Here is a 20,933-nt window from a genome sequence, read left to right as displayed (position 1 = left end):
ATAGCCGCGCGGACAGATAACCGCCAGAGTGCACCGGAAGGCAGCGATGATGAGCCGACGCACCCTGTTCGGCATCGCGCTGACAGTGTGCACGGTGTTGTCGCTGGCCGGGTGCTCGTCTCTGGTCGGCGGCACGGCGGTATCGGTGTTCGCCGATCCCTTCTCGGTCGCCGGCATGCCTGCCACCGACGGCTCCAGCGGGCTGCGTCCCAACGCCGAGCAACCTTCGCGCCAGGTCAAGAACACCGACGGCGGCAAGGCCGACAACCTCGCGGCCAGTGCCGTCAGCGATCTCGAAGAGTTCTGGTCGGACGCCTACGCCGAGGCGTTCGACGGTGAATTCCAGCCGGTGCGGGCGCTGATCTCCTGGGACGCCGAGGGTTTCGACGGGCAGTTCTGCGGCATGGACACCTACGGTCTGGTCAATGCCGCGTTCTGCAAACCGGACCGGACCATCGGCTGGGACCGCGGCGTGCTGATTCCCGGCCTGCGCCAGCAGAACGGCGACATGGGAGCCGTCATGGTGCTCGCACACGAGTACGGCCACGCCATCCAGCAGCAGGCCGGGCTGATCACCCGCCAGACACCCACCCTGGTCGCCGAACAGCAGGCCGACTGCCTGGCGGGCACCTACATGCGATGGGTGGCCCAGGGCGATTCCCCGCGGTTCACGCTCAGTACTGCCGACGGGCTCAACAACCTGCTGGCCGCGGTGATCGCGTTCCGGGACCCGCTGCTCACCGAGGCCGAAGCTCAGGTCGGGATCGACGAGCACGGATCGGCGTTCGAACGGATCTCGGCGTTCCAGTTCGGATTCACCGACGGCCCGGCGGCCTGCGCCGCGATCGACGTCAAGGAGATCAACCAGCGGCGTGGCGACCTGCCGGTCCTGCTGCCCGAGGATCAGAGCGGCGACCTGGACATCACCGAACGCTGGGTCCGCTCGATGGTCGACGCGCTCAACATCATCTTCAAACCCACCGATCCCCCGCAGCTCAACTTCCGGCCCGACGCCGCGGTGGACTGTCCGAGCGCGCGGCCCAGCCCGCCGGCGTCCTATTGCCCGGACACCAACAGCATCGTGATCGACCTGGCCGAATTGCAGGCGCTCGCAGCGCCGTCCGACGAGGTCGACGTCGGCGACCTGGCCGGCGGCGACAACACCGCCTTCTCCGTCCTGATCTCCCGCTACATGCTGGCCCTGCAGCATGCCCGCGGCCTGGTGCTCGACAACGCGGAGGCGGCGCTGCGCACCGCCTGTCTGACCGGGGTGGCCACCGCCAGGATGATCAAGCCGGTGAAGCTGCCCAACGGCGACACCATTCTGCTGACCGCCGGTGATGTCGACGAGGCGGTGTCGGGCATCCTCACCAACGGGTTGGCGGCCAGTGACGTGAACGGCGAGTCGGTGCCGTCGGGGTTCGCCCGCATCGACGCGTTCCGGGTCGGCATCCTCGGCGACGAGCAACGTTGCCTCAAGCGGTTCGCCTGAGCGTCAGACCACCTTCGTGGTGCCGTACCAGGCCAGCACCGCCTCGGACTGGTCGGTCGAGCGGGTCAGCACGGTATAGGACCGGATGAACGACTGACCCACGCAGCCGTCGATCTTCACCCGGAAGTTGCTGATCATCACCCACGGCTCGGTGCCCTTGAACTCCTTCTCGGCCACCGGGATCAGGTTGATGATGCCCGGTTTGAGACCGATCGTGATGCCGCCGCCGATGTTCGCGCCGACACCCGGCAGGATGCCCTCTGGCCAGGGTGAGACCACATCGGTGCCGAGAACCCCGATGGAGCTGTTGAGGCCCGCGGTGCCGGTCAACGAGACACCGTTGGAGGTGCTCATGTCGATACCACACCCGATTTGATAGCCGGCCTCCAGCGTGCCGCGCGGATCGTCGCCGCCGGGTCCGGCCATCGAGCCGCGATAGGTGCCGCCGACCACGTACTCGCGCGAGGACACCGCGGTGGTCAGCGGAGCCACCGCGGCCTGCGTCTCGTCACTGGCCGACACCGTCAGATTCCAGCCGTCCGGGGTCTTGAGGTGCGTCGGCGGCGTCGACTCGACGAGGTCGGCGGCGGCGGGTTCGCCCGGTGCGGGCACGACATCGGCGACGGTCTCGACGTCGGGGGTGACGACGGGATCGGCCGAGGCAGGCACCACCGACGCCGTGTAGGCCACGGACACCGCGATGAGCAGTCCGAACGAGCGAATCAACACAGGCGGCCTCTCGTTACGGTTCCCCGCGGGAACGAACTGCCTATGTACTTACCCGACCGTCAGCGCGGGTCAGCAGTCAGGTGGGCATTTTCAGGACGAATCCACACTCAAGCGCCACCCAGCAGGCGCCGTCCGGACCGATCGCCAACCCGTGCGGTTCGCTGCCGGGCGGCAGGTCGATGGTCACCACGTCCCCGTCCCCACTGATCCTGGCGATCTGATCGGCACCCCACAGGCTCACCCACACCCCGTCGGTCGGGTCGGCGACCACTGCATGCGGTTTGCCCGGCAGGTCCAATTCCTGGATGGCGTCGTTGACCGGTATTCTGCCGATCTTGTCGGCACGGATCTCGGTGAACCACACGGCGTCGTCGTGGGTGGCCGCGATGCCGACGGGACCGGCTGCGGCAGTGGGCAACTCGCGCACCTTGAGAGATCCGTCCACGGTCAGCCGACCCACCGCACCGGTCTCGTTGAGCGTGAACCACAACGCACCGTCGGGCCCCTGGGTGATCATGGAGGGCATCCCGCCGACCGTGGCCGCCGTGGTGATCTCACCGTCGGTATCGATTCTGCCGATCTCACCCGACGACATCGTGGTGAACCACAATGCCCCGTCGGGACCCGCGGTGATCCCGAAAGGCGCACTGCCCCCGGGCAATTCGAAGGAGCTCAGCTCCCCCGCCGTGGTGATCCGGCCGATGTGATCGTCGCCTGCCCGGGTGAACCAGAGTGCCCCGTCCGGCCCGGCGGTGATGATCGACGGGCGCGAGTTTTCTCCGATCGAGTACGTGCTGACCTCACCGCTGGCCGAGACCCGGGCGATGGCGCCACCGTGCACCAGGGTCACCCACATCGCACCGTCGCTTCCGGCCGCCAGCGCGTACGGTCCTCCGTCCAGGGAGACTTTGAGCGCCTTACTCAAGCCAGCGCCACCAGGCCGAGCTCGTTGTCGGCGGTCAGCAGCCGGTGGTGCGGCAGAACCCGCACGGTGTAGCCCACCGGCCCGGCCACCGGCAGCGGCGTGCTGGTCGAGAACACCTCGGTACCTCCGTCGGCAGAGCCGGTGTGCGCCATCGGTACGGTCACCGGATTCAGGATCACGTCACCGGCGTCCACCCGGCCCAGCACGGCCTGCACCGTCACCTCGTCGGGCCGCAGGCCGGCCAACTGCACCGTGGCGGTCAGCGTCAGCTGAGACCCCAGCAATGGCGTGTCGGGCAAGCCGTAGCTGTCCACATCGGTGATCTGGATCTTCGGCCAGGCCTCCTGGGCGCGGCGCCGGTAGGTGGCCAATTCCCTCGCCGCACCGAACGGCTCGCCCGAGGTGGCCTCGACGGTCTCTCGCAACGACTGCGCCGCAGGCAGGTAGTACCTCTCGGTGTAGTCGCGCACCATCCGCGAGGCCAGCACCTTCGGCCCCAGCACCTGCAACGTGTGACGCACCATCTCGACCCAGCGGGTCGGCACCCCATGCTCGTCGCGCTCGTAGAACTTGGGCGTGACAGCGTGTTCGAGCAGGTCGTAGAGAGCGGCGGCCTCCAGGTCGTCGCGCCGGGCCTCGTCCTCCACTCCGTCGGCGGTCGGGATCTCCCATCCGTTCTCGCCGTCGTACCACTCGTCCCACCAGCCGTCCCGGATCGAGAGGTTCAGCCCGCCGTTGAGCGCACTCTTCATCCCCGATGTGCCGCAGGCCTCCAACGGCCGCAGCGGATTGTTGAGCCAGACGTCGCAACCCCAGTACAGCAGCCGGGCCATCGACATGTCGTAGTCCGGTAGGAACGCGATCCGGTGCCGCACCTCCGGGCGGTCGGCGAACCGCACGATCTGCTGGATGAGTGCCTTACCACCGTCGTCGGCCGGGTGCGACTTGCCCGCCACGATCAACTGCACCGGCCGCTTCTCGTCGAGCAGCAGTTTCTCCAACCGCTCAGGATCGCGCAGCATCAGCGTCAGCCGCTTGTACGTCGGCACCCGTCGCGCGAATCCGACGGTCAGCACCGACGGATCGAAAGCCGTTGCGATCCAGCCGAGTTCGGCCTCGGACGCGCCACGCTCCAGCCAGGAGCGACGCAGCCGGTCCCGGACATCGGCGATCAGCGTCTCCCGCAGCTGGGAGCGGATCCACCACATGTGCCCCGGCTCGACCTCCTGCAGCCGCTCCCACACCGCCGGCTCGGCGGCCTCGGAACCGATCAGTTCCCGCCCCAGGGCCAACCACTGAGGGGCCGCCCAGGTCGGGGCGTGCACGCCGTTGGTGATCGATCCGATCGGCACCTCGGCCCGGTCGAATCCGGGCCACAGGTCGTTGAACATGGCCCGGCTGACCCTGCCGTGCAGCAAGGACACGCCGTTGGCCCGCTGCGCCAGCCGCAGACCCATGTGCGCCATGTTGAACTTCGACGGATCGTCCTCGGCACCGAACGCGACCACCCGCTCGAGCGGCACACCGGGCAGCAACCGGGAATCGGCGGGGCCCCCGGGTGGGCTTCCGAAGTAACGCCTGATCATCTCGACCGGGAACCGGTCGATACCGGCCGGGACCGGGGTGTGGGTGGTGAACACCGTCGACGACCGCACGACGGTCAGCGCGGTGTCGAAGTCCAGCCCGGCGGCGACCAATTCGCGGATCCGCTCCACGCCGAGGAAGCCGGCGTGGCCCTCGTTCATGTGGAACACCTCGGGGGCAGGCAGATTCTCGATCTCGGTGAACGCCCGGATCGCGCGCACTCCGCCGATACCGGCCAGGATCTCCTGCCGGATGCGGTGCTCCTGATCGCCGCCGTACAGCCGGTCGGTGACACCGCGGAGTTCGTGCTCGTTCTCCGGGACGTCGGAATCGAGGAGAAGCAGCGGAATCCGGCCCACCTGCGCGACCCACACCCGGGCCCGCAGCTCGCGGGCATCGGGCAGCGCCAGCGTCACCAGCACGGGCGCCCCGGAGGCATCGGTGAGCAGCCGCAACGGCAGCCCCTGCGGGTCCAGCGACGGGTACGTCTCATGCTGCCAACCGTCAGCGGTCAGTGACTGCCGGAAGTAGCCCGAGCGGTAGTACAGGCCCACGGCGACCAACGGCAGACCCAGATCCGATGCGGATTTCAGATGGTCGCCGGCCAGGATGCCCAGGCCGCCCGAATAGTTGGGCAGCACCTCGGCGACACCGAACTCCATCGAGAAATAGGCGATGCCCTTCGGCATCTCGACTCCGTCGGCGATTTGCTGCTGGTACCACAACGGGCGGCTCAGATAGTTGTCCAGGTCCGCGGCCAGCTCATCGAGACGGCCCAGGAACGAATCGTCGGCAGCCAGCTCGTCGAGCCGCTGCGGGCTGACCGCCCCCAGCAGCGCCACCGGATCGCCCTTGGTCTGCTCCCACAGCTCGGCATCGATGACAGCAAACAGATCCTGGGTCGGCTTGTGCCACGACCAGCGCAGGTTGATCGACAGCCGTTCCAGCGCCGCCAACCGCTCGGGAAGGTGCGCGCGGACGGTGAACCTTCTGAGGGCTTTCACGCGAACCAACCTTACTGACAAATCCGGTTCGTGCAGCGGTCGGCGATATCCGTACAGCCGGTGTTATCCGTACGAGCGGCCACGCTTAACGCCCGCGAGATTGGGCAGCCCATTACGGTGGGTATCAGACGCGACAAGGCAAGTGAACGAGAGACAGCCGCTTGATCGAGACGACGTGAGGAGTGGATGGGTGGCCGGTCGTATCGGAATCGACGATGTCGCGCCTGTGGTGTTCGGCGGACAGTTCCCGGCAAAAGCCGTCGTCGGCGAAGTCGTGCCGGTACGGGCCACGGTCTGGCGCGAAGGTCATGACGCGGTCGCGGCCACGTTGGTGGTCCGTTACCTCGGCACGGACTACCCCCGGCTGGCCACCGGCCCCGGCACCGCAGCGGTCCCCGTGCCGATCACCGAGGTGGTGCGCCCCGCCCAGCGCATCAAGCCGCAGGCCCTGCCGATGTCCACCGGGCACACCCCCGATGTCTTCCACGGGCAGTTCACCCCCGACAGCGTCGGCCTGTGGACCTACCGGGTCGACGGCTGGGGCGACCCGATCGCCACCTGGCGGCACGCGGTCGAGGCCAAGCTCGGTGCAGGTCAGAGCGAGGCCGAGCTGTCCAACGACCTGCTGGTCGGCGCGCGCCTGCTCGAGCGCGCTGCCGCGGGGGTGCCCCGCAAACTGCGCGATCCCCTGATCGAGGCCGCCGCGGCGCTGCGCACTCCCGGCGACCCGTTCCTGCGTGCCGGGACGGCCCTGTCCGGCGAGGTCACCGAACTGCTCGACCAGTACCCGTTGCGCGAGTTGGTCACCCGCGGTGAGCAATACGGCGTGTGGGTGGATCGGCCGCTGGCCCGGTTCTCCTCCTGGTATGAGATGTTCCCGCGGTCCACGGGTGGCTGGGACAAGACCGGACATCCGGTGCACGGGACATTCGCCACCGCCGCCGAGCAGCTCCCCCGCATCGCCCGCATGGGTTTCAACATCGTCTACCTGCCGCCCATCCATCCGATCGGCAAGGTGCACCGCAAGGGCCGCAACAACGCCGTGACTGCCGGACCCGACGACGTCGGGTCACCATGGGCGATCGGTAGCGACGAGGGCGGCCACGACGCCGTGCACCCCGACCTGGGAACGATCGACGACTTCGATGACTTCGTGGCCGCCGCGCGCAAGCAGGGCGTCGAGGTGGCGCTGGACCTCGCGTTGCAGTGCGCGCCCGACCATCCTTGGGCCGCAGCACATCCGGAGTGGTTCACGGTGCTACCCGACGGCACCATCGCCTACGCGGAGAACCCGCCCAAGAAGTACCAGGACATCTATCCGCTCAACTTCGACAACGATCCGGCCGGCCTCTACCACGAGGTGCTGCGGGTGGTCCGATTCTGGATCTCGCACGGCGTCAAGGTCTTTCGCGTCGACAACCCGCACACCAAACCACCCAACTTCTGGGTCTGGCTGATCGCCGAGGTCAAGAACGAGGACCCGGACGTGCTGTTCCTGTCCGAGGCGTTCACCCGCCCAGCCCGCCTCTACGGCCTGGCCAAACGCGGTTTCACGCAGTCCTACACGTACTTCACCTGGCGGACCAACAAGTGGGAGCTCACCGAATTCGGCAATGAGATCACCGCGAACGCCGACAGCGCGCGGCCCAGCCTGTGGGTCAACACCCCCGACATCCTGCACGAGTCACTGCAGCACGGCGGTCCGGGCATGTTCGCGATCCGCGCGGTACTGGCCGCCACCATGAGCCCGTCGTGGGGCATGTATTCGGGTTTCGAGCTGTTCGAGCACCGGCCCGTCCGGGAAGGCAGCGAGGAGTACCTCGACTCGGAGAAGTACGAGCTACGCCCGCGCGACTTCGCGGCCGCGCTTGCCGAGGGGCGTTCGCTTGAGCCATTCGTGACCCGGCTCAACGAGATCCGGCGGCTACACCCGGCGCTGCGCCAGCTCCGGACCCTGACCTTCCACCACGTGGACAACGACGCACTGCTCGCCTACAGCAAGTTCGACCCGATCACCGGCGACACCGTGCTCGTGGTGGTCACCCTCAACCCGTTCAGCCCGGAGGAAGCCACGCTGTGGTTGAACATGGGCGCACTGGGTATGGAATCACATGACCGGTTCTGGGTACGCGACGAGATCACCGGCGAGGAATACCAGTGGGGACAGTCGAATTACGTCCGGATCGATCCCGCCAAGGCGGTGGCGCACGTATTGAACATGCCGCTCGTACCCTATGAGCAACGACTGGGCTTGCTACGCAGGGAATGAGAACGAGATGACGAGAATCAACCACCTCACCGACCTACATCTGCGGCCCGACCCCACCGACATCCAGCGGCTGCTGATCGGTCAACACCACGACCCGCATTCGGTGCTCGGTGCCCACGAGTACAACGGCCGGACCGTGATCCGGGCCTACCGCCCGCACGCCGCCAAGGTCGTCGCGGTGATCGGCGGTGACCGATACCCACTGCAGCACATCGACTCCGGGATTTTCGCAGTCTCTGTTCCGTTCACCAACCTGGCTGACTACCGCCTGGAGATCGGCTATCCCGGCGCCGACGACACGATCTTCACCTACACCACCGCCGACGCCTACCGGTTCCTGCCCACCCTCGGCGAACTGGACCTCCATCTGTTCGCGGAAGGGCGCCACGAACGCCTGTGGGAGATCCTGGGCGCACACCCGCGCAGTTTCACCACCCCCGACGGGATCGTCGAAGGTGTCTCCTTCGCGGTATGGGCGCCGAATGCCAAGGGCGTCAGTGTGATCGGCGACTTCAACCACTGGGACGGCAACGAGGCGCAGATGCGCGTGCTGGGCTCCTCCGGGGTATGGGAGCTGTTTTGGCCCGGGTTCCCCGTCAGCGGCCTGTACAAGTTCCGCGTACACGGTGCCGGCGGAGTGACCACCGACCGTGCCGACCCGATGGCGTTCGCCACCGAGGTACCGCCGCAGACCGCGTCGCGGGTCACCACCAGCACGTACACCTGGAACGACGGCAAGTGGATGACCGCGCGCGCCGCGCAGAACCCGGTTTTCGAACCGATGAGCACCTACGAGGTGCATCTGATGTCCTGGCGGCCAGGCCTCAGCTACCGCCAGCTCGCCACCGAGCTCACCGAATACGTTGTGGAACAGGGCTTCACCCACGTCGAACTGCTGCCGGTGGCCGAGCACCCGTTCGGCGGCTCGTGGGGTTACCAGGTCACCTCCTACTACGCCCCGACCTCACGTCTGGGAACACCTGACGACTTCCGGTACCTGGTGGATTCGCTGCACCGGGCCGGGATCGGGGTGATCGTCGACTGGGTCCCGGCCCACTTCCCCAAGGACGCCTGGGCACTGGGCCGGTTCGACGGCACCCCGCTCTACGAGCATTCCGATCCGCACCGCGGTGAACAGCTCGACTGGGGCACCTACGTTTTCGACTTCGGCCGGCCGGAGGTACGCAACTTCCTGGTCGCCAACGCGTTGTACTGGTTGAAGGAGTACCACGTCGACGGCCTGCGGGTGGATGCCGTCGCCTCGATGCTCTACCTCGACTACTCGCGCCCAGAAGGCGGCTGGACACCCAACATCCACGGTGGGCGGGAGAACCTGGAGGCGGTGCAGTTCCTGCAGGAGATGAACGCCACCGTGCACAAGGTGACCCCGGGCATCGTCACCATCGCCGAGGAGTCGACGTCCTGGCCGGGTGTCACCCGCCCGACCAACCTTGGCGGCCTTGGTTTCTCGATGAAATGGAACATGGGCTGGATGAACGACACGCTCGACTACGTCAGCCACGACCCGGTGCACCGCAGCTACCACCATCACGAGATGACGTTCTCGATGCTGTACGCCTTCAGTGAGAACTACGTGCTGCCGATAAGCCACGACGAGGTCGTGCACGGCAAGGGCACGCTGTGGACCCGGATGCCCGGTGACGATCACGCCAAGGCCGCGGGTCTACGCAGTCTGCTCGCCTACCAGTGGGCCCATCCGGGCAAGCAACTGCTGTTCATGGGCCAGGAATTCGGGCAGCGGGCCGAATGGTCCGAGGAACGCGGGCTGGATTGGTTCCAGCTCGACGAGCAGGGCTTCTCGGGCGGCGTGCAGCGGCTGGTGCGCGATCTCAACGGGATCTACCGCCGCCACCCGGCGCTGTGGAGCCGGGACACCAGCCCGGAGGGCTACTCCTGGATCGACGCGAACGACTCAGCCAACAACGTGCTGAGCTTCCTGCGGTTCGGCGCCGACGGTTCCGTGCTGGCCTGCGTGGTCAACTTCGCAGGCAGCGAGCACACCGAGTACCGGCTCGGACTACCGCACACCGGTGAGTGGCGCGAGGTGCTCAACACCGACGCCACGATCTACAACGGCGCGGGGATCGGGAACATGGGCGCGGTGCAGGCCACCGATGAACCGTGGCACGGCCGCCCGGCCTCGGCGGTGATGGTGCTGCCGCCGCTGGCGATGCTGTGGTTCGAACCCGCCTGACGCGCTAGTACAGCGCGTTCGCCAGGTTGCGCCGGCCCGCGACCACCTCGGGATCGGCCGGGTCGAACAGGTCGAACAGTTCGACGAGCCGGGTTCGCACCGTGGTCCGGTCGTCGCCGGCGGTCCGCTTGATCAGTGCGATGAGCCGGTCGAAGGCCGCCGACACGTTCTGCGCCAGGATCTCGGCGTCGGCAGCGGCCAATGCCGCCTCGATGTCGTCGGGAGCGGCGTCGGCAGCGGCCACCGCATCGGGACGCTGCGCGCTCGCCCGCTGCAGGAAGGCAATCTGCCGCACGGCCCCCTTGGCCTCGGCGTGGTTGGGCTGGGCATCGAGTATCGCCTGGTAGGCAGTCGATGCGGCAGCGAAGTCGCCCTCGTCGAGGGCGGCCCTGGCCGCGGCCAGTTCGGGATCGACCTGCTCGGGCTCATCGTCACCGGCACCGGAGCCGGTCAGCTTGCCCGCGGTCGCCTCGAGCAGCGAGTCGACCCAGCGGCGGAGTTCGTCGGCCGGTTGGGAGCCCTGGAAGCTGGCGATCGGCTGCCCTCCGGCAAGCGCGACGACGGTAGGCACGCCCTGGATGCCGAACATCTGAGCCACTCGCGGGGTGGTGTCGACGTTGACCAGCGCCAGGGACCATTTGCCGTTGTCGGCCGCGGCCAGCCCGGCCAGGGTGTCCCCCAGCGCGGCACTGGAATCGCTGCGCGGCGACCACAGCAGCACCACCACCGGTACCTGGCCCGAGCGGACCAGCACCTCGGCTTCGAAGTTCGCTTCGTTGACCTCGGTGACATTCGGGCCGCCGGCCGCGCTGGGGCTGCCACCGCTGCCACCGCCCGCCGCGGGCCGCTGCTTGAGTGCCGAGAGGTCAACCGCGCCGGCCAGCGCCGGCCCGACAGAAGGTCGTGGACGAGTCACGCCACCAAGTCTGTCACGTTGTTTCTGGCACAGCGTCGCCCGGTTGCGACAGCAGGGCCGAGACGTCGGCCGACTCCGGGCCGGAGCCCAGCCGGGCGGTGCGGTCGGCCCACATGACGAAGATCACACTGCCCAACGGCACGATGCTGGCCAGCAAAGCCAGGATCCAGGTGCCGAGGCCCCATTTGCGGGCCAGCCCGACCAGCACAGCGGCCACCACGAAGGCGATGAAAATGCCACCGTGGATCGGGCCGAACACCTTGACGCCGATCTCCGTGCGCGGACTTCCCAGGTACTTGAAGTACATCCCGACCAGCAGGCCGGCCCAGCTCACCGCCTCGGCAAGGGCGATGAGCCGGAACCAGCCGGCAACCGTACGCAGGTCGAAGGAGCTCGTCATGGCCGCCATTGTGCCTGAATCGGCGGCCAGCTACTACGCTCTGTCGTTTTCGAGTCGGCGGTTAGCTACGGGCGGCGCAGGATCAGCGCATCGCCCTGGCCACCGGCACCACACAGCGCGGCCACCGCGTAGCCGGATCCCTTGCGAGCCAGCTCCAGCGCGGCGTGCAGCGTGATGCGGGCACCGGACATGCCGATCGGGTGGCCGATGGCGATCGCGCCGCCGTTGACGTTCACCTTGGAAGCGATGGACGCCTCGTCCAGCCCCAGTTCGCGGGCGGAGGCCAGCGACACCGCAGCGAACGCCTCATTGATCTCGAGGACGTCCAGCTGATCGACGCTGATGCCCTCACGCTCGACCGCCTTCTTGATGGCGTTGGCCGGCTGGCTCTGCAGCGTCGAATCCGGGCCGGCGACCACACCGTGGGCGCCGATCTCACACAGCCAGTCCAGGCCCAGTTCCTGCGCCTTGGCCTTGCTCATCACCACGACCGCGGCCGCACCGTCGGAGATCTGCGATGACGAGCCTGCGGTGATGGTGCCGTCCTTGCGGAACGCCGGACGCAGACCGCCGAGCGACTCGGCCGTGGTGTTGGCGCGAATGCCCTCGTCCTCGGCGAATTCGATCGGGTCACCCTTGCGCTGCGGGATCGACACCGGCACCACCTCGTCGGCGTACACGCCGTCCTTCCACGCGGCGGCGGCCTTCTGATGCGACTGGGCGGCGAACTCATCCTGCTCGGCGCGGGTGAACTTGTCGGTGTCGTTGCGCTGCTCGGTGAGCGCGCCCATCGGCTGGTCGGTGAACACGTCGTGCAGGCCGTCATAGGCCAGGTGGTCGACCAGCGTCGCGTCGCCGTACTTGTAGCCCTCACGGCTCTTGGGCAGCAGGTGCGGGGCCTGGCTCATCGACTCCTGACCACCGGCCACGACAACCTCGAACTCGCCGGCCCGGATCAGCTGGTCGGCCAGCGCGATCGCATCGATGCCGGACAGGCACATCTTGTTGATGGACAGCGCAGGCACATCCCAGGGAATCCCGGCGGCCACCGCGGACTGGCGAGCGGGCATCTGGCCGGCCCCGGCGGTCAGCACCTGGCCCATGATCACGTAGTCCACCAGCGAAGCGTCGACCTTCGCCTTCTCCAGGGCACCGCGGATCGCGATCGCACCCAGGTCACTGCCGGAAAAGTCCTTCAGCGAACCCATCAATCTACCGACCGGAGTACGCGCTCCAGCAACGATCACCGACGTGCGAGATTCCGCAGTCATTTCCTACCTCCAAGGCCTGGTTCCAAGAGCTGTGTGGGCGATCACACATACGCAAACATTCAGCTAGAGGTTACCGTTACGTTATGACCGCCGATCAGGTTGATGCCCGTCCCGCACTCGCTTCCGCGCTGGTGACGGCGATCGATCACGTCGGTATCGCCGTTCCCGATCTGGACGCCGCGGCCAAGTGGTACCACGACAACCTCGGCATGATTGTCCTCCACGAGGAGATCAACGAGGAGCAGGGTGTCCGCGAGGCGATGCTCTCGGTGCGCGGTGCCCCCAAGGGCAGCGCCCAGATCCAGCTGCTGGCCCCGTTGGACGAGAAGTCCACGATCGCCAAGTTCATCGACCGCAGCGGCCCCGGCCTGCAGCAGCTCGCCTACCGGACCAGTGACATCGACGCGCTGAGTGAGCGTCTGCGCAGCCAGGGCGTCCGGCTGCTCTACGAAGCTCCCCGCAAGGGCACCGCGAACTCGCGAATCAACTTCATCCACCCGAAGGACGCCGGCGGCGTGCTGATCGAGCTGGTCGAACCGGCCGCGGATTCAGACCACTAAGACCACTTTCTCGTCGGGCCACGATTGGCCCGATTCGCCCAGCAGGCGGTGTGCCAGTGCCTGCGGTCGTCGACATCTCCGATATCGACCGGCAGCACCACCACGTGTGCGGTAGCCACCCGAATCTCGTGATCGCAGCCTGGGCATCGGTACACCTTCACCGCCCGCGACGCCGCCACCGTCCGCACCTCGTAGTCGTAACCGTCGGGCCCCGTCTCGACCCGACGGGATGGCGGCAAGGGCGCCAGCCGACGGTGTTCGCGGGGCCGACGGCGCATCAGAACAGCCGGTATTCGTCGCTGTCCATGCCCCGCATCTGGTCGTAATCCAAAGTCACACAACGGATTCCACGGTCAGTGGCCAGAGTTCGGGCTTGCGGCTTGATCTGCTGCGCGGCGAAGACGCCGGCCACCGGGGCCAGCACGGTGTCGCGGTTGAGCAGCTCGAGGTACCGGGTCAGCTGTTCCACGCCGTCGATCTCACCGCGGCGCTTGATCTCAACGGCCACCGAACGGCCCAGCTCGTCACGGCACATCAGGTCGACCGGTCCGATCGCGGTCGGGTACTCGCGACGCACGAGCGTGTAGCCCGCGCCCAGCAGCTCGACGTGCTCGGCCAGCAGGACCTGCAGGTGCGCCTCCACCCCGTCCTTCACCAGACCCGGATCGACACCGAGTTCGTGGCTGGAGTCGTGCTCGACGTCCTCGACGGTGATGCGCAACTGCTCGCCGGCCTTGTTCTCGACCACCCAGACCGGAACACCGTCGTTGGCGTCCTCGGTGAGCCAGCACGGCGGGCTCATCCAGTTCAGCGGCTTATAGGCGCGATCGTCGGCATGGACACTGACCGAACCGTCGGACTTGAACAACAACAGCCGGCGGGCTGATGGGAGGTGGGCGGTCAGCCGCCCGACGTAGTCGACGGTGCACTGGGCAATCACGAGGCGCACCCGATCCACCTTAAGGGCATGGCGAACGAACGAACCGATGCGCCACTGCATGCCTGCCCAACTTGTCGGTCGTGAGTGCAATGCTCACCGCTGAGATGACCCGGCATACCACGTTCCGATTCTGTCTGGACCCCACGGTTGAGCAGCACAGCCTGATGTCCAGACATGCCGGTGCATCGCGATTCGCGTTCAACCAGTGCCTGCGCATCGTCAAGACCGCACTCACCCAACGCGACGCCGGCCGTGACACCGAGGTGCCGTGGACCGGTTTCGATCTGATCAACGCCTTCAATGCGTGGAAGCGGTCCGAGGAAGCCGGACGGATCTTCGCTGTTGGTAACGATGGCGTCGTCACCGCGCTGGTGACCGGACTGCCGTGGCGGACCGAGGTGCGTCAACAGGTCTTCGAAGAAGCAGCTGTCGACCTGGGTAAGGGACTGAAGGCTTGGTCGGATTCGCAATCTGGTCAGCGCAGGGGTAAGCGCATTGGCTTTCCACAGTTCAAAAAGAAGACCAATACGGTGCCGTCGTTTCGGCTACGAAACAACCGCCCCAACGGCCAGCTGCCGCCAATCCGAGTCGGAGAGTGCAATCGGCCACGCTCCATCACTCTGCCTGGTATCGGGCAGATCGGAGTGTTCGACGACACCCGCCGGTTGAGACGCATGCTCACCAACAACCGAGCCAAGATTCGGTTCGCGACCCTCACACGTCGGCGCGACCGCTGGTGGGTGTCTCTGAACCTGGAGGCAGTCGACCTGCACCCCGGTCGCCACCATCCGTCGCGAGATCCGGCCGACGACACACGCTGGGTCGGCCTCGACCGGGGATTGTCGGCGTTTGTGGTCGCCGCCACTGCAGACGGCAAAGAGGTGGCTCGCATTACCGCAGCCCCTAAAGCGCTGGCCAAAGGGATGGTCAAGCAACGGCGGCTCGCAAAGTCGTTGTCACGCAACAGAAAGGATCACGAAACCGCAAGGACGCCGCAACCAAACTGGGCCGACATCACCACCACGTCGCCAACGTCCGACGCCATTTCCTTCACGATGTCACCAACGCGCTGGTCAAGGCTCACGACCGGCTCGTCATCGAGGACTTGAACGTGACAGGCATGATGGCCAACCATCGACTTGCTGGCGCCATAGCCGATGCGAGCTGGACCGAGTTCGCCAGGCTGTTGAAGTACAAGCAAGCTTGGCGTAGCGGCGACATTGTGCAGGCCGATCGATGGTATCCATCGACTAAACGCTGCTCGGCTTGCACGGCTGTAAACGCGACGATGACATTAGCCGATCGAGTGTTCACCTGCGGTTGCGGATATGTCGCCGACCGCGACACCAATGCCGCCGTGAACCTCGCCCTGTGGGGACAAAACCATCACCCCTCACCAGATCCCCGGACCCCCAAGCGAAGGGGCCGGGCAACCAATGCCCGCCGACGGGACGGCGCTGACCAGTACCCATCGTGTATTGGTGAAACCAGCCCGGATGAAACGGGAACGGACGTTCACCCCGCGCGCGCGGGGTGAACCGACGGACGCCCGAGAAGGGCGGTGTCGAACATTCTCCAGAGTTGTTCGACACGCTTTAGGCTGACGCCACAATGAACTCCGACAAATCGCTGGCACGACGGCTGGGCCGCGTCCTTGAGGGTGTCACCCGCCAGAACAGCCGGATCCCGATCACCCCGGAATACGGATCGTGGATGCTGGGCCGCGTTTCGGAGAGCCAGCGCCGGCGCAGGGTGCGGATCCAGGTGATCCTCACAACGTTCGTGATCTTGGTGAACCTGCTCGGTATCGGCATCTCGATGATCATCGTCACGCTGCTGTTCCCGACACCGAGTGTGTTCGATCCGCAGGTCCGCTGGATCACCTTCATCGTGGGCCCGGTCTACATGGCCTCGGCGTTGATCGTCGGGGTGTTCTGGGCGACGACCCGGGTGATCGAGAACGTGCGGTGGGCCATCGAGGAACGCCCACCCACCATCGCGGATCAGCGGAACACCTTCTTCGCCCCGTTCCGGCTCACCCGCGTCCTGCTGGTCCTGTGGGGGCTCGGCGCCGCCCTGCTGACCACGCTGTTCGGGATGGTCGACACCAACTACATTCCGAAGTTCCTGCTGGGCATCACCTTTCCCGGCATCGTGGTGTCGGTCAGCTGTCACCTGTTCACCGAGTTCGCCCTGCGGCCGGTTGCCGCGCAGGCTCTGGAGGCGGGCCCGCCACCGGTCCGGCTGGCTCCGGGCATCATGGGCCGCACCATGGTGGTGTGGGCGCTGAGCTCGGGTGTCCCCATCCTCGGCATCATGCTGGCCGCGATGTTCTCCGTGACGCTCAACAACTTGACTCCCAACCAATTCGCTTACGCCGTCATCGGACTCGGCTCGTTCGCGTTGATCTTCGGCTTCCTGCTGATGTGGATCCTGTCCTACCTGACCGCAACGCCGATCCGCGTGGTGCGTGCGGCGCTCAACCGTGTCGAGCGAGGTGATCTGAATACCAATCTGGTGGTGTTCGACGGCACCGAACTGGGCCAGCTGCAGCGCGGTTTCAACTCGATGGTGCACGGCTTGCGCGAGCGCGAGCGGGTTCGTGACCTGTTCGGCCGCCACGTCGGCCGCGAGGTCGCCGCACTGGCCGAGCAGGAGAAGCCCGTCCTGGGCGGCGAGGAGCGCCACGCCGCAGTGATTTTCGTCGACGTGATCGGCTCGACTCAGTTGGTCACCACGCGGCCCGCGGTCGAGGTGGTCGACCTGCTCAACCGGTTCTTCGCGGTGATCGTCGACGAGGTCGACAATCACCGCGGCCTGGTCAACAAGTTCGAGGGCGACGCGATACTCGCGGTGTTCGGCGCACCGGTCTCGCTGCCCAACGCCGAAGACGAGGCCCTGGGAGCCGCCCGGGCGATCGCGCGCCGGTTGCGTACCGAGGTGCCCGAGCTCGAGGCGGGTATCGGGGTGGCGGCCGGCCAGGTGGTGGCCGGCAATGTCGGCGCCAAACAGCGTTTCGAGTACACCGTGATCGGGGAACCGGTCAATGAGGCCGCGCGGCTGTGCGATTTCTCCAAGCAGGTGCCCGGGCACCTGGTGGCGTCATCGGACACGATCGCCAACGCGTCCGAAACCGAGAGGGCCCGTTGGACACTGGGCGAATCGGTAACCCTGCGCGGTCTCGGCGAGCCGACCAGGGTGGCGGTGCCGGCCTAGCCGGCGGCCCGCTGCCGCGCCGCCTCGACTGCGTCGTCGACGGTGCGGAACACGACGGCGTCGTAGTCGTCACGCCGGTCGGCCGGCACCACGCGGCCATCGGGGTCGACGAGATAGGCCTCCTTGCCCGCGGCGGCCAGGCGGCCCGCATCCCGGTCAGCATCCCGCGCGCGGCGTCGTTGATGTCGTCGACCCGGGTGACGTCCAGCACGGCGACGTCGTACCCGCCACGCTGATGCTCGGCGCTCCGCAGCACCTGCTCGGCGCTCCGCAGCACCTGCTCGGCCCCGGCGAACAGCAGGTCACCCTGCACCTCGTAGACGCGGACACCCGGGTGGACATCGAACACGGCCCGCAGCGTCGACGACGACTCGCGGCCGACGGTGAGGAAGTGAAGCCCCAGCTGCGAGGACAGATTGCGGCACACCTGCACCCCACGCACGCTGTTGCCACGGGCATCGAGCCGCGGTGAGTACACACCGATCCCGAGTTGGCCGGGCAGCACCGCCACGATGCCGCCACCGACACCGCTCTTGGCGGGCATGCCGACGGCGCTGACCCAATCGCCTGTCGATTCGTACATTCCGCACGTCACCATCACGCTGAGTGTCCGCCGGACCACGTCGGCATCGATGACCCGGCGCCCCGTGAGCGGGTTGAGCCCGCCCCGAGCCAGGGTGGCGGCCATCCGCGCGAGGTCGGTGCTGGTCACCTTCACCGAACACTGCCGGAAGTACACGTCGAGGACCTCGTCCGGATCACCTTCCAGCACACCGAAACTGGTCAGCATGTAGGCGATCGCTCGATTGCGGTTGCCAGTGGCCTTCTCCGAGGCGTACACCGCCAGGTCGATCTCGAGCCTGCGGCCCGCACACGCCGAGTAGAACTCGTGGATGCGGTCGAACCGTTCATCGGCGCTCGCGCCGGGGATCAGCGAAACCGCCGCAATGGCACCGGCATTGATCATCGGGTTCTTCGGTGTCTTGGTGACATCGTCGACGCTGATCTCGTTGAACGCCTCACCGGAGGGTTCGACACCGATCCTGGCGTCGACGGCATCCTGACCGATCAGGCTCAGTGCCAGGGCGTAGGTGAACGGTTTGGAGATCGACTGAATGGTGAATTCCACTGCCGTGTCGCCGGATTCGTAGACATATCCGTCCGATGACGACAGGCTCAGGCCGAAGCCCTCAGGATCGACATTTGCCAGTTCAGGGATGTAGCTCGCCAGGGCGCCGTCACGCAGCTCGATCTGCTCGGCACGGATCCGGTCCAGGTAGTGCTGCACCAGCTCGGCCACGTGTCGGAGTCTAACCCGCGGACTCCATCTCACGACCATGTCGTTTTTCCGCTAGTACAGCACCGGCCGCCGTGCCATCGTGGAACGTATGCACGAGGATTTCGACCGCTGTTACCGGGCAGTCCAGTCCAAGGACGCCCGGTTCGACGGCTGGTTTGTCACCGCCGTGCTGACCACGGGCATCTACTGCCGGCCCAGCTGCCCGGTGCGGCCGCCGTTCGCGCGCAACATGCGGTTCTACCCGACCGCGGCCGCCGCCCAGGCAGCCGGTTTCCGGGCCTGCAAACGGTGCCGCCCCGACGCCTCGCCAGGCTCGCCCGAATGGAATGTGCGTGGCGACGTCGTGGCACGGTGCATGCGGCTCATCGCCGACGGCACCGTGGACCGTGAAGGCGTGACGGGCCTGGCCGCCCACGTCGGCTATACGAGCCGGCAGTTGCAGCGCATCATGCAGGCCGAGCTGGGGGCCAATCCCCTGGCGCTGGCCCGGGCACAACGGACCCAGACCGCCCGGGTGTTGATCGAAACCACCGAGCTGCCCTTTGCCGATGTGGCGTTTGCCGCGGGTTTCGCCAGCATCCGGCAGTTCAACGACACCGTGCGTGCGGTGTGCGATCTGACGCCGACGCAGCTGAGGCTGCGGGCGCGCAACCGATTCACCACCGATGCCTCCGCAGCACCCGGTGTGCTGTCCCTACGGCTGCCGGTACGGACCCCGTTCGCGTATGAAGGGATGTTGGGACATCTGGCGGCGAGCGCGGTGCCGGGCCTGGAAGAGGTGCGCGACGGGCAATTCCGGCGCACCCTGCGCCTGCCGCACGGCCACGGCGTCGTCGGTCTGACTCCGCAGCCCGATCATGTCCGGTGCCAGTTGGTGCTCAAGGATTTCCGCGATCTGTCGGCTGCCATCGCCCGATGCCGGCGCCTGCTGGACCTCGATGCCGATCCCGAGGCGGTCGTGGAATCGCTCCAGTCCGATCCGCAACTGGCGGCTGTCGTGGCCAAGGCACCCGGTCAACGCATTCCCAGGACCGTCGACGAATCCGAGCTCGCACTGCGCGTGGTGATCGGCCAGCAGGTATCGATCAAAGCGGCGTCCACACACGTCGGCCGTCTCGTCGCCGGCTACGGAACCGCGATCTCCGACGAGGCCGGAGGTCTGACCCATGTGTTTCCCAGCATCGCCGACCTCGCCGGACTGGATCCCCAGGATCTGGCGATGCCGGCATCCAGGAAGCGGACTGTCACAGCATTGGTAGCGGCGATCGCCGATGGTGATCTGACCCTCGATCCCGGATGTGACTGGGACCGGGCTCGCCAACAGCTGCTGGCGCTTCCCGGCGTGGGTCCATGGACGACGGAGGTGATCGCCATGCGAGGCCTCGGCGATCCAGATGCCTTCCCCGCCACCGATCTCGGCGTGCGCGCTGCCGCCGATCATCTGGGCCTGGCCCCGGATCGACTCGTCGACCACAGCACCCGATGGCGGCCGTGGCGCGCGTATGCGACGCAACACCTTTGGACCACACTGGACCACGCGGTGAACCAGTGGCCCCCGCACGATCGACAGGAGACGTCATGACGACACTGCAGTACCGCACCATGGACAGCCCCGTCGGCCTCCTGACGCTGGCCGGCCGGGACGGCAAGCTCATGCACTTACGGATGGTCGATCAGACCTATGAGCCGAGCCGCGACGGCTGGGAGCGCGACGACAGTGCCTTCGCCGAAGCCGTCGATCAACTGTCCGCGTATTTCGCCGGCGAACGTACGGAATTCCACCTCGAACTCGACATGGTGGGGACACAGTTTCAGCGACGTGTGTGGGACGCCTTGCAGACGATTCCGTATGGCGAGACCTGTACCTACGGTGAGATCGCCCGTCAGATCGGTTCCCCGAGCGCTTCACGGGCTGTCGGCTTGGCCAATGGGCACAATCCGATCGGCATCATCGTGCCCTGCCATCGGGTGATCGGCGCCAACGGCAGCCTCACCGGGTACGGCGGCGGCCTGGACCGCAAGCGGGCATTGTTGGAATTGGAGAAAAGTCGTACGACGCCGGCTCTGTTCAATTGAATAGGCGCGTTTTCAATTCTCGAACGGAATTGAAAA

17 protein-coding genes and 1 pseudogene are annotated in these 20,933 nt (G+C 66.8%); 9 read left to right on the top strand and 9 right to left on the bottom strand.

Annotation, left to right across the window (positions count from 1 at the left end; all coding sequences use genetic code 11):
• Positions 1 to 49 precede the first annotated feature (49 nt).
• Complete coding sequence (locus G6N57_RS15185; RefSeq protein WP_077742079.1) at positions 50 to 1,492, top strand: neutral zinc metallopeptidase; 1,443 nt, start codon at positions 50 to 52, stop codon at positions 1,490 to 1,492.
• Positions 1,493 to 1,495: 3 nt separating this feature from the next.
• Here the strand turns inward: G6N57_RS15185 and G6N57_RS15180 are convergent, their stop codons facing one another.
• From G6N57_RS15180 to G6N57_RS15170, 3 genes are all read right to left on the bottom strand, one after another.
• Positions 1,496 to 2,164, bottom strand: coding sequence for an MspA family porin (locus tag G6N57_RS15180; protein WP_407665985.1), 669 nt, complete (start codon positions 2,162 to 2,164; stop codon positions 1,496 to 1,498).
• Between the two features lie 133 nt (positions 2,165 to 2,297).
• Positions 2,298 to 3,146, bottom strand: coding sequence for a Vgb family protein (locus G6N57_RS15175; RefSeq protein ID WP_077741614.1), 849 nt, complete (start codon positions 3,144 to 3,146; stop codon positions 2,298 to 2,300).
• Complete coding sequence (locus G6N57_RS15170) at positions 3,143 to 5,734, bottom strand: glycosyltransferase family 1 protein (RefSeq protein ID WP_077741615.1); 2,592 nt, start codon at positions 5,732 to 5,734, stop codon at positions 3,143 to 3,145. Before G6N57_RS15170 ends, G6N57_RS15175 begins: the two co-directional genes overlap by 4 nt.
• 190 nt (positions 5,735 to 5,924) lie before the next feature.
• Here G6N57_RS15170 and G6N57_RS15165 point away from each other — a divergent pair, with 190 nt between their 5' ends.
• A complete protein-coding gene (locus G6N57_RS15165; RefSeq protein WP_077741616.1) occupies positions 5,925 to 8,003 on the top strand; it encodes an alpha-1,4-glucan--maltose-1-phosphate maltosyltransferase in 2,079 nt (692 codons plus the stop codon).
• 7 nt (positions 8,004 to 8,010) lie between these two features.
• Positions 8,011 to 10,218: a 1,4-alpha-glucan branching protein GlgB gene (gene glgB / locus G6N57_RS15160; RefSeq protein ID WP_077741617.1), complete on the top strand. Its 2,208-nt coding sequence runs from the start codon at positions 8,011 to 8,013 to the stop codon at positions 10,216 to 10,218.
• A 4-nt stretch (positions 10,219 to 10,222) separates the two neighbouring features.
• Here glgB and G6N57_RS15155 read toward each other — a convergent pair whose 3' ends face one another.
• Genes G6N57_RS15155 through G6N57_RS15145 form a run of 3 tightly spaced genes read right to left on the bottom strand, consistent with a single transcriptional unit; the run spans position 10,223 to position 12,805 of the window.
• Positions 10,223 to 11,134 (bottom strand): tetratricopeptide repeat protein, encoded by a 912-nt coding sequence (locus G6N57_RS15155; protein WP_077741618.1) that lies wholly within the window; start codon positions 11,132 to 11,134, stop codon positions 10,223 to 10,225.
• 13 nt (positions 11,135 to 11,147) lie between these two features.
• Complete coding sequence (locus G6N57_RS15150) at positions 11,148 to 11,543, bottom strand: DUF3817 domain-containing protein (protein WP_077741619.1); 396 nt, start codon at positions 11,541 to 11,543, stop codon at positions 11,148 to 11,150.
• Positions 11,544 to 11,599: 56 nt separating this feature from the next.
• Entirely contained in the window at positions 11,600 to 12,805 is a 1,206-nt protein-coding gene (locus G6N57_RS15145) for an acetyl-CoA C-acetyltransferase (protein ID WP_077741620.1), read from the bottom strand.
• Between the two features lie 83 nt (positions 12,806 to 12,888).
• Here G6N57_RS15145 and mce point away from each other — a divergent pair, with 83 nt between their 5' ends.
• Positions 12,889 to 13,365: a methylmalonyl-CoA epimerase gene (gene mce / locus G6N57_RS15140; RefSeq protein ID WP_077741621.1), complete on the top strand. Its 477-nt coding sequence runs from the start codon at positions 12,889 to 12,891 to the stop codon at positions 13,363 to 13,365.
• On the opposite strand, the gene G6N57_RS15135 is transcribed toward mce, so the two are convergent.
• Both G6N57_RS15135 and nucS read right to left on the bottom strand, forming a co-directional pair.
• Entirely contained in the window at positions 13,362 to 13,643 is a 282-nt protein-coding gene (locus G6N57_RS15135) for an Rv1322 family protein (RefSeq protein ID WP_077741622.1), read from the bottom strand. The two genes, mce and G6N57_RS15135, sit on opposite strands and share 4 nt — an antisense overlap.
• Positions 13,643 to 14,314 (bottom strand): endonuclease NucS, encoded by a 672-nt coding sequence (gene nucS, locus G6N57_RS15130; protein ID WP_036450802.1) that lies wholly within the window; start codon positions 14,312 to 14,314, stop codon positions 13,643 to 13,645. The genes G6N57_RS15135 and nucS overlap by 1 nt, the downstream gene beginning before the upstream one ends.
• A gap of 80 nt (positions 14,315 to 14,394) precedes the next feature.
• Here nucS and G6N57_RS15125 point away from each other — a divergent pair, with 80 nt between their 5' ends.
• The 3 genes from G6N57_RS15125 (at position 14,395) to G6N57_RS15115 (ending at position 17,521) form a co-directional block, all read left to right on the top strand.
• A complete protein-coding gene (locus G6N57_RS15125; RefSeq protein ID WP_077741623.1) occupies positions 14,395 to 15,414 on the top strand; it encodes a helix-turn-helix domain-containing protein in 1,020 nt (339 codons plus the stop codon).
• Complete coding sequence (locus G6N57_RS32300; RefSeq protein WP_407665984.1) at positions 15,309 to 15,842, top strand: RNA-guided endonuclease InsQ/TnpB family protein; 534 nt, start codon at positions 15,309 to 15,311, stop codon at positions 15,840 to 15,842. Before G6N57_RS15125 ends, G6N57_RS32300 begins: the two co-directional genes overlap by 106 nt.
• A gap of 74 nt (positions 15,843 to 15,916) precedes the next feature.
• Entirely contained in the window at positions 15,917 to 17,521 is a 1,605-nt protein-coding gene (locus tag G6N57_RS15115) for an adenylate/guanylate cyclase domain-containing protein (RefSeq protein WP_077741625.1), read from the top strand.
• Here G6N57_RS15115 and glsA read toward each other — a convergent pair.
• A pseudogene (glsA, locus tag G6N57_RS15110) lies at positions 17,518 to 18,821 on the bottom strand (glutaminase A). The gene G6N57_RS15115 and the pseudogene glsA sit on opposite strands and share 4 nt — an antisense overlap.
• 88 nt (positions 18,822 to 18,909) lie before the next feature.
• Between glsA and G6N57_RS15105 the strand changes: the two are divergent.
• Both G6N57_RS15105 and G6N57_RS15100 read left to right on the top strand, forming a co-directional pair.
• Positions 18,910 to 20,403: a DNA-3-methyladenine glycosylase 2 family protein gene (locus G6N57_RS15105; protein ID WP_077741626.1), complete on the top strand. Its 1,494-nt coding sequence runs from the start codon at positions 18,910 to 18,912 to the stop codon at positions 20,401 to 20,403.
• Positions 20,400 to 20,897 (top strand): methylated-DNA--[protein]-cysteine S-methyltransferase, encoded by a 498-nt coding sequence (locus tag G6N57_RS15100; RefSeq protein WP_077741627.1) that lies wholly within the window; start codon positions 20,400 to 20,402, stop codon positions 20,895 to 20,897. Before G6N57_RS15105 ends, G6N57_RS15100 begins: the two co-directional genes overlap by 4 nt.
• The last annotated feature ends 36 nt before the right edge of the window (positions 20,898 to 20,933 follow it).

The sequence above is a fragment of the Mycolicibacterium boenickei genome, from assembly GCF_010731295.1.
GTDB lineage: Bacteria > Actinomycetota > Actinomycetes > Mycobacteriales > Mycobacteriaceae > Mycobacterium > Mycobacterium boenickei.
This window is presented reverse-complemented; position numbering and strand designations above follow the sequence as displayed.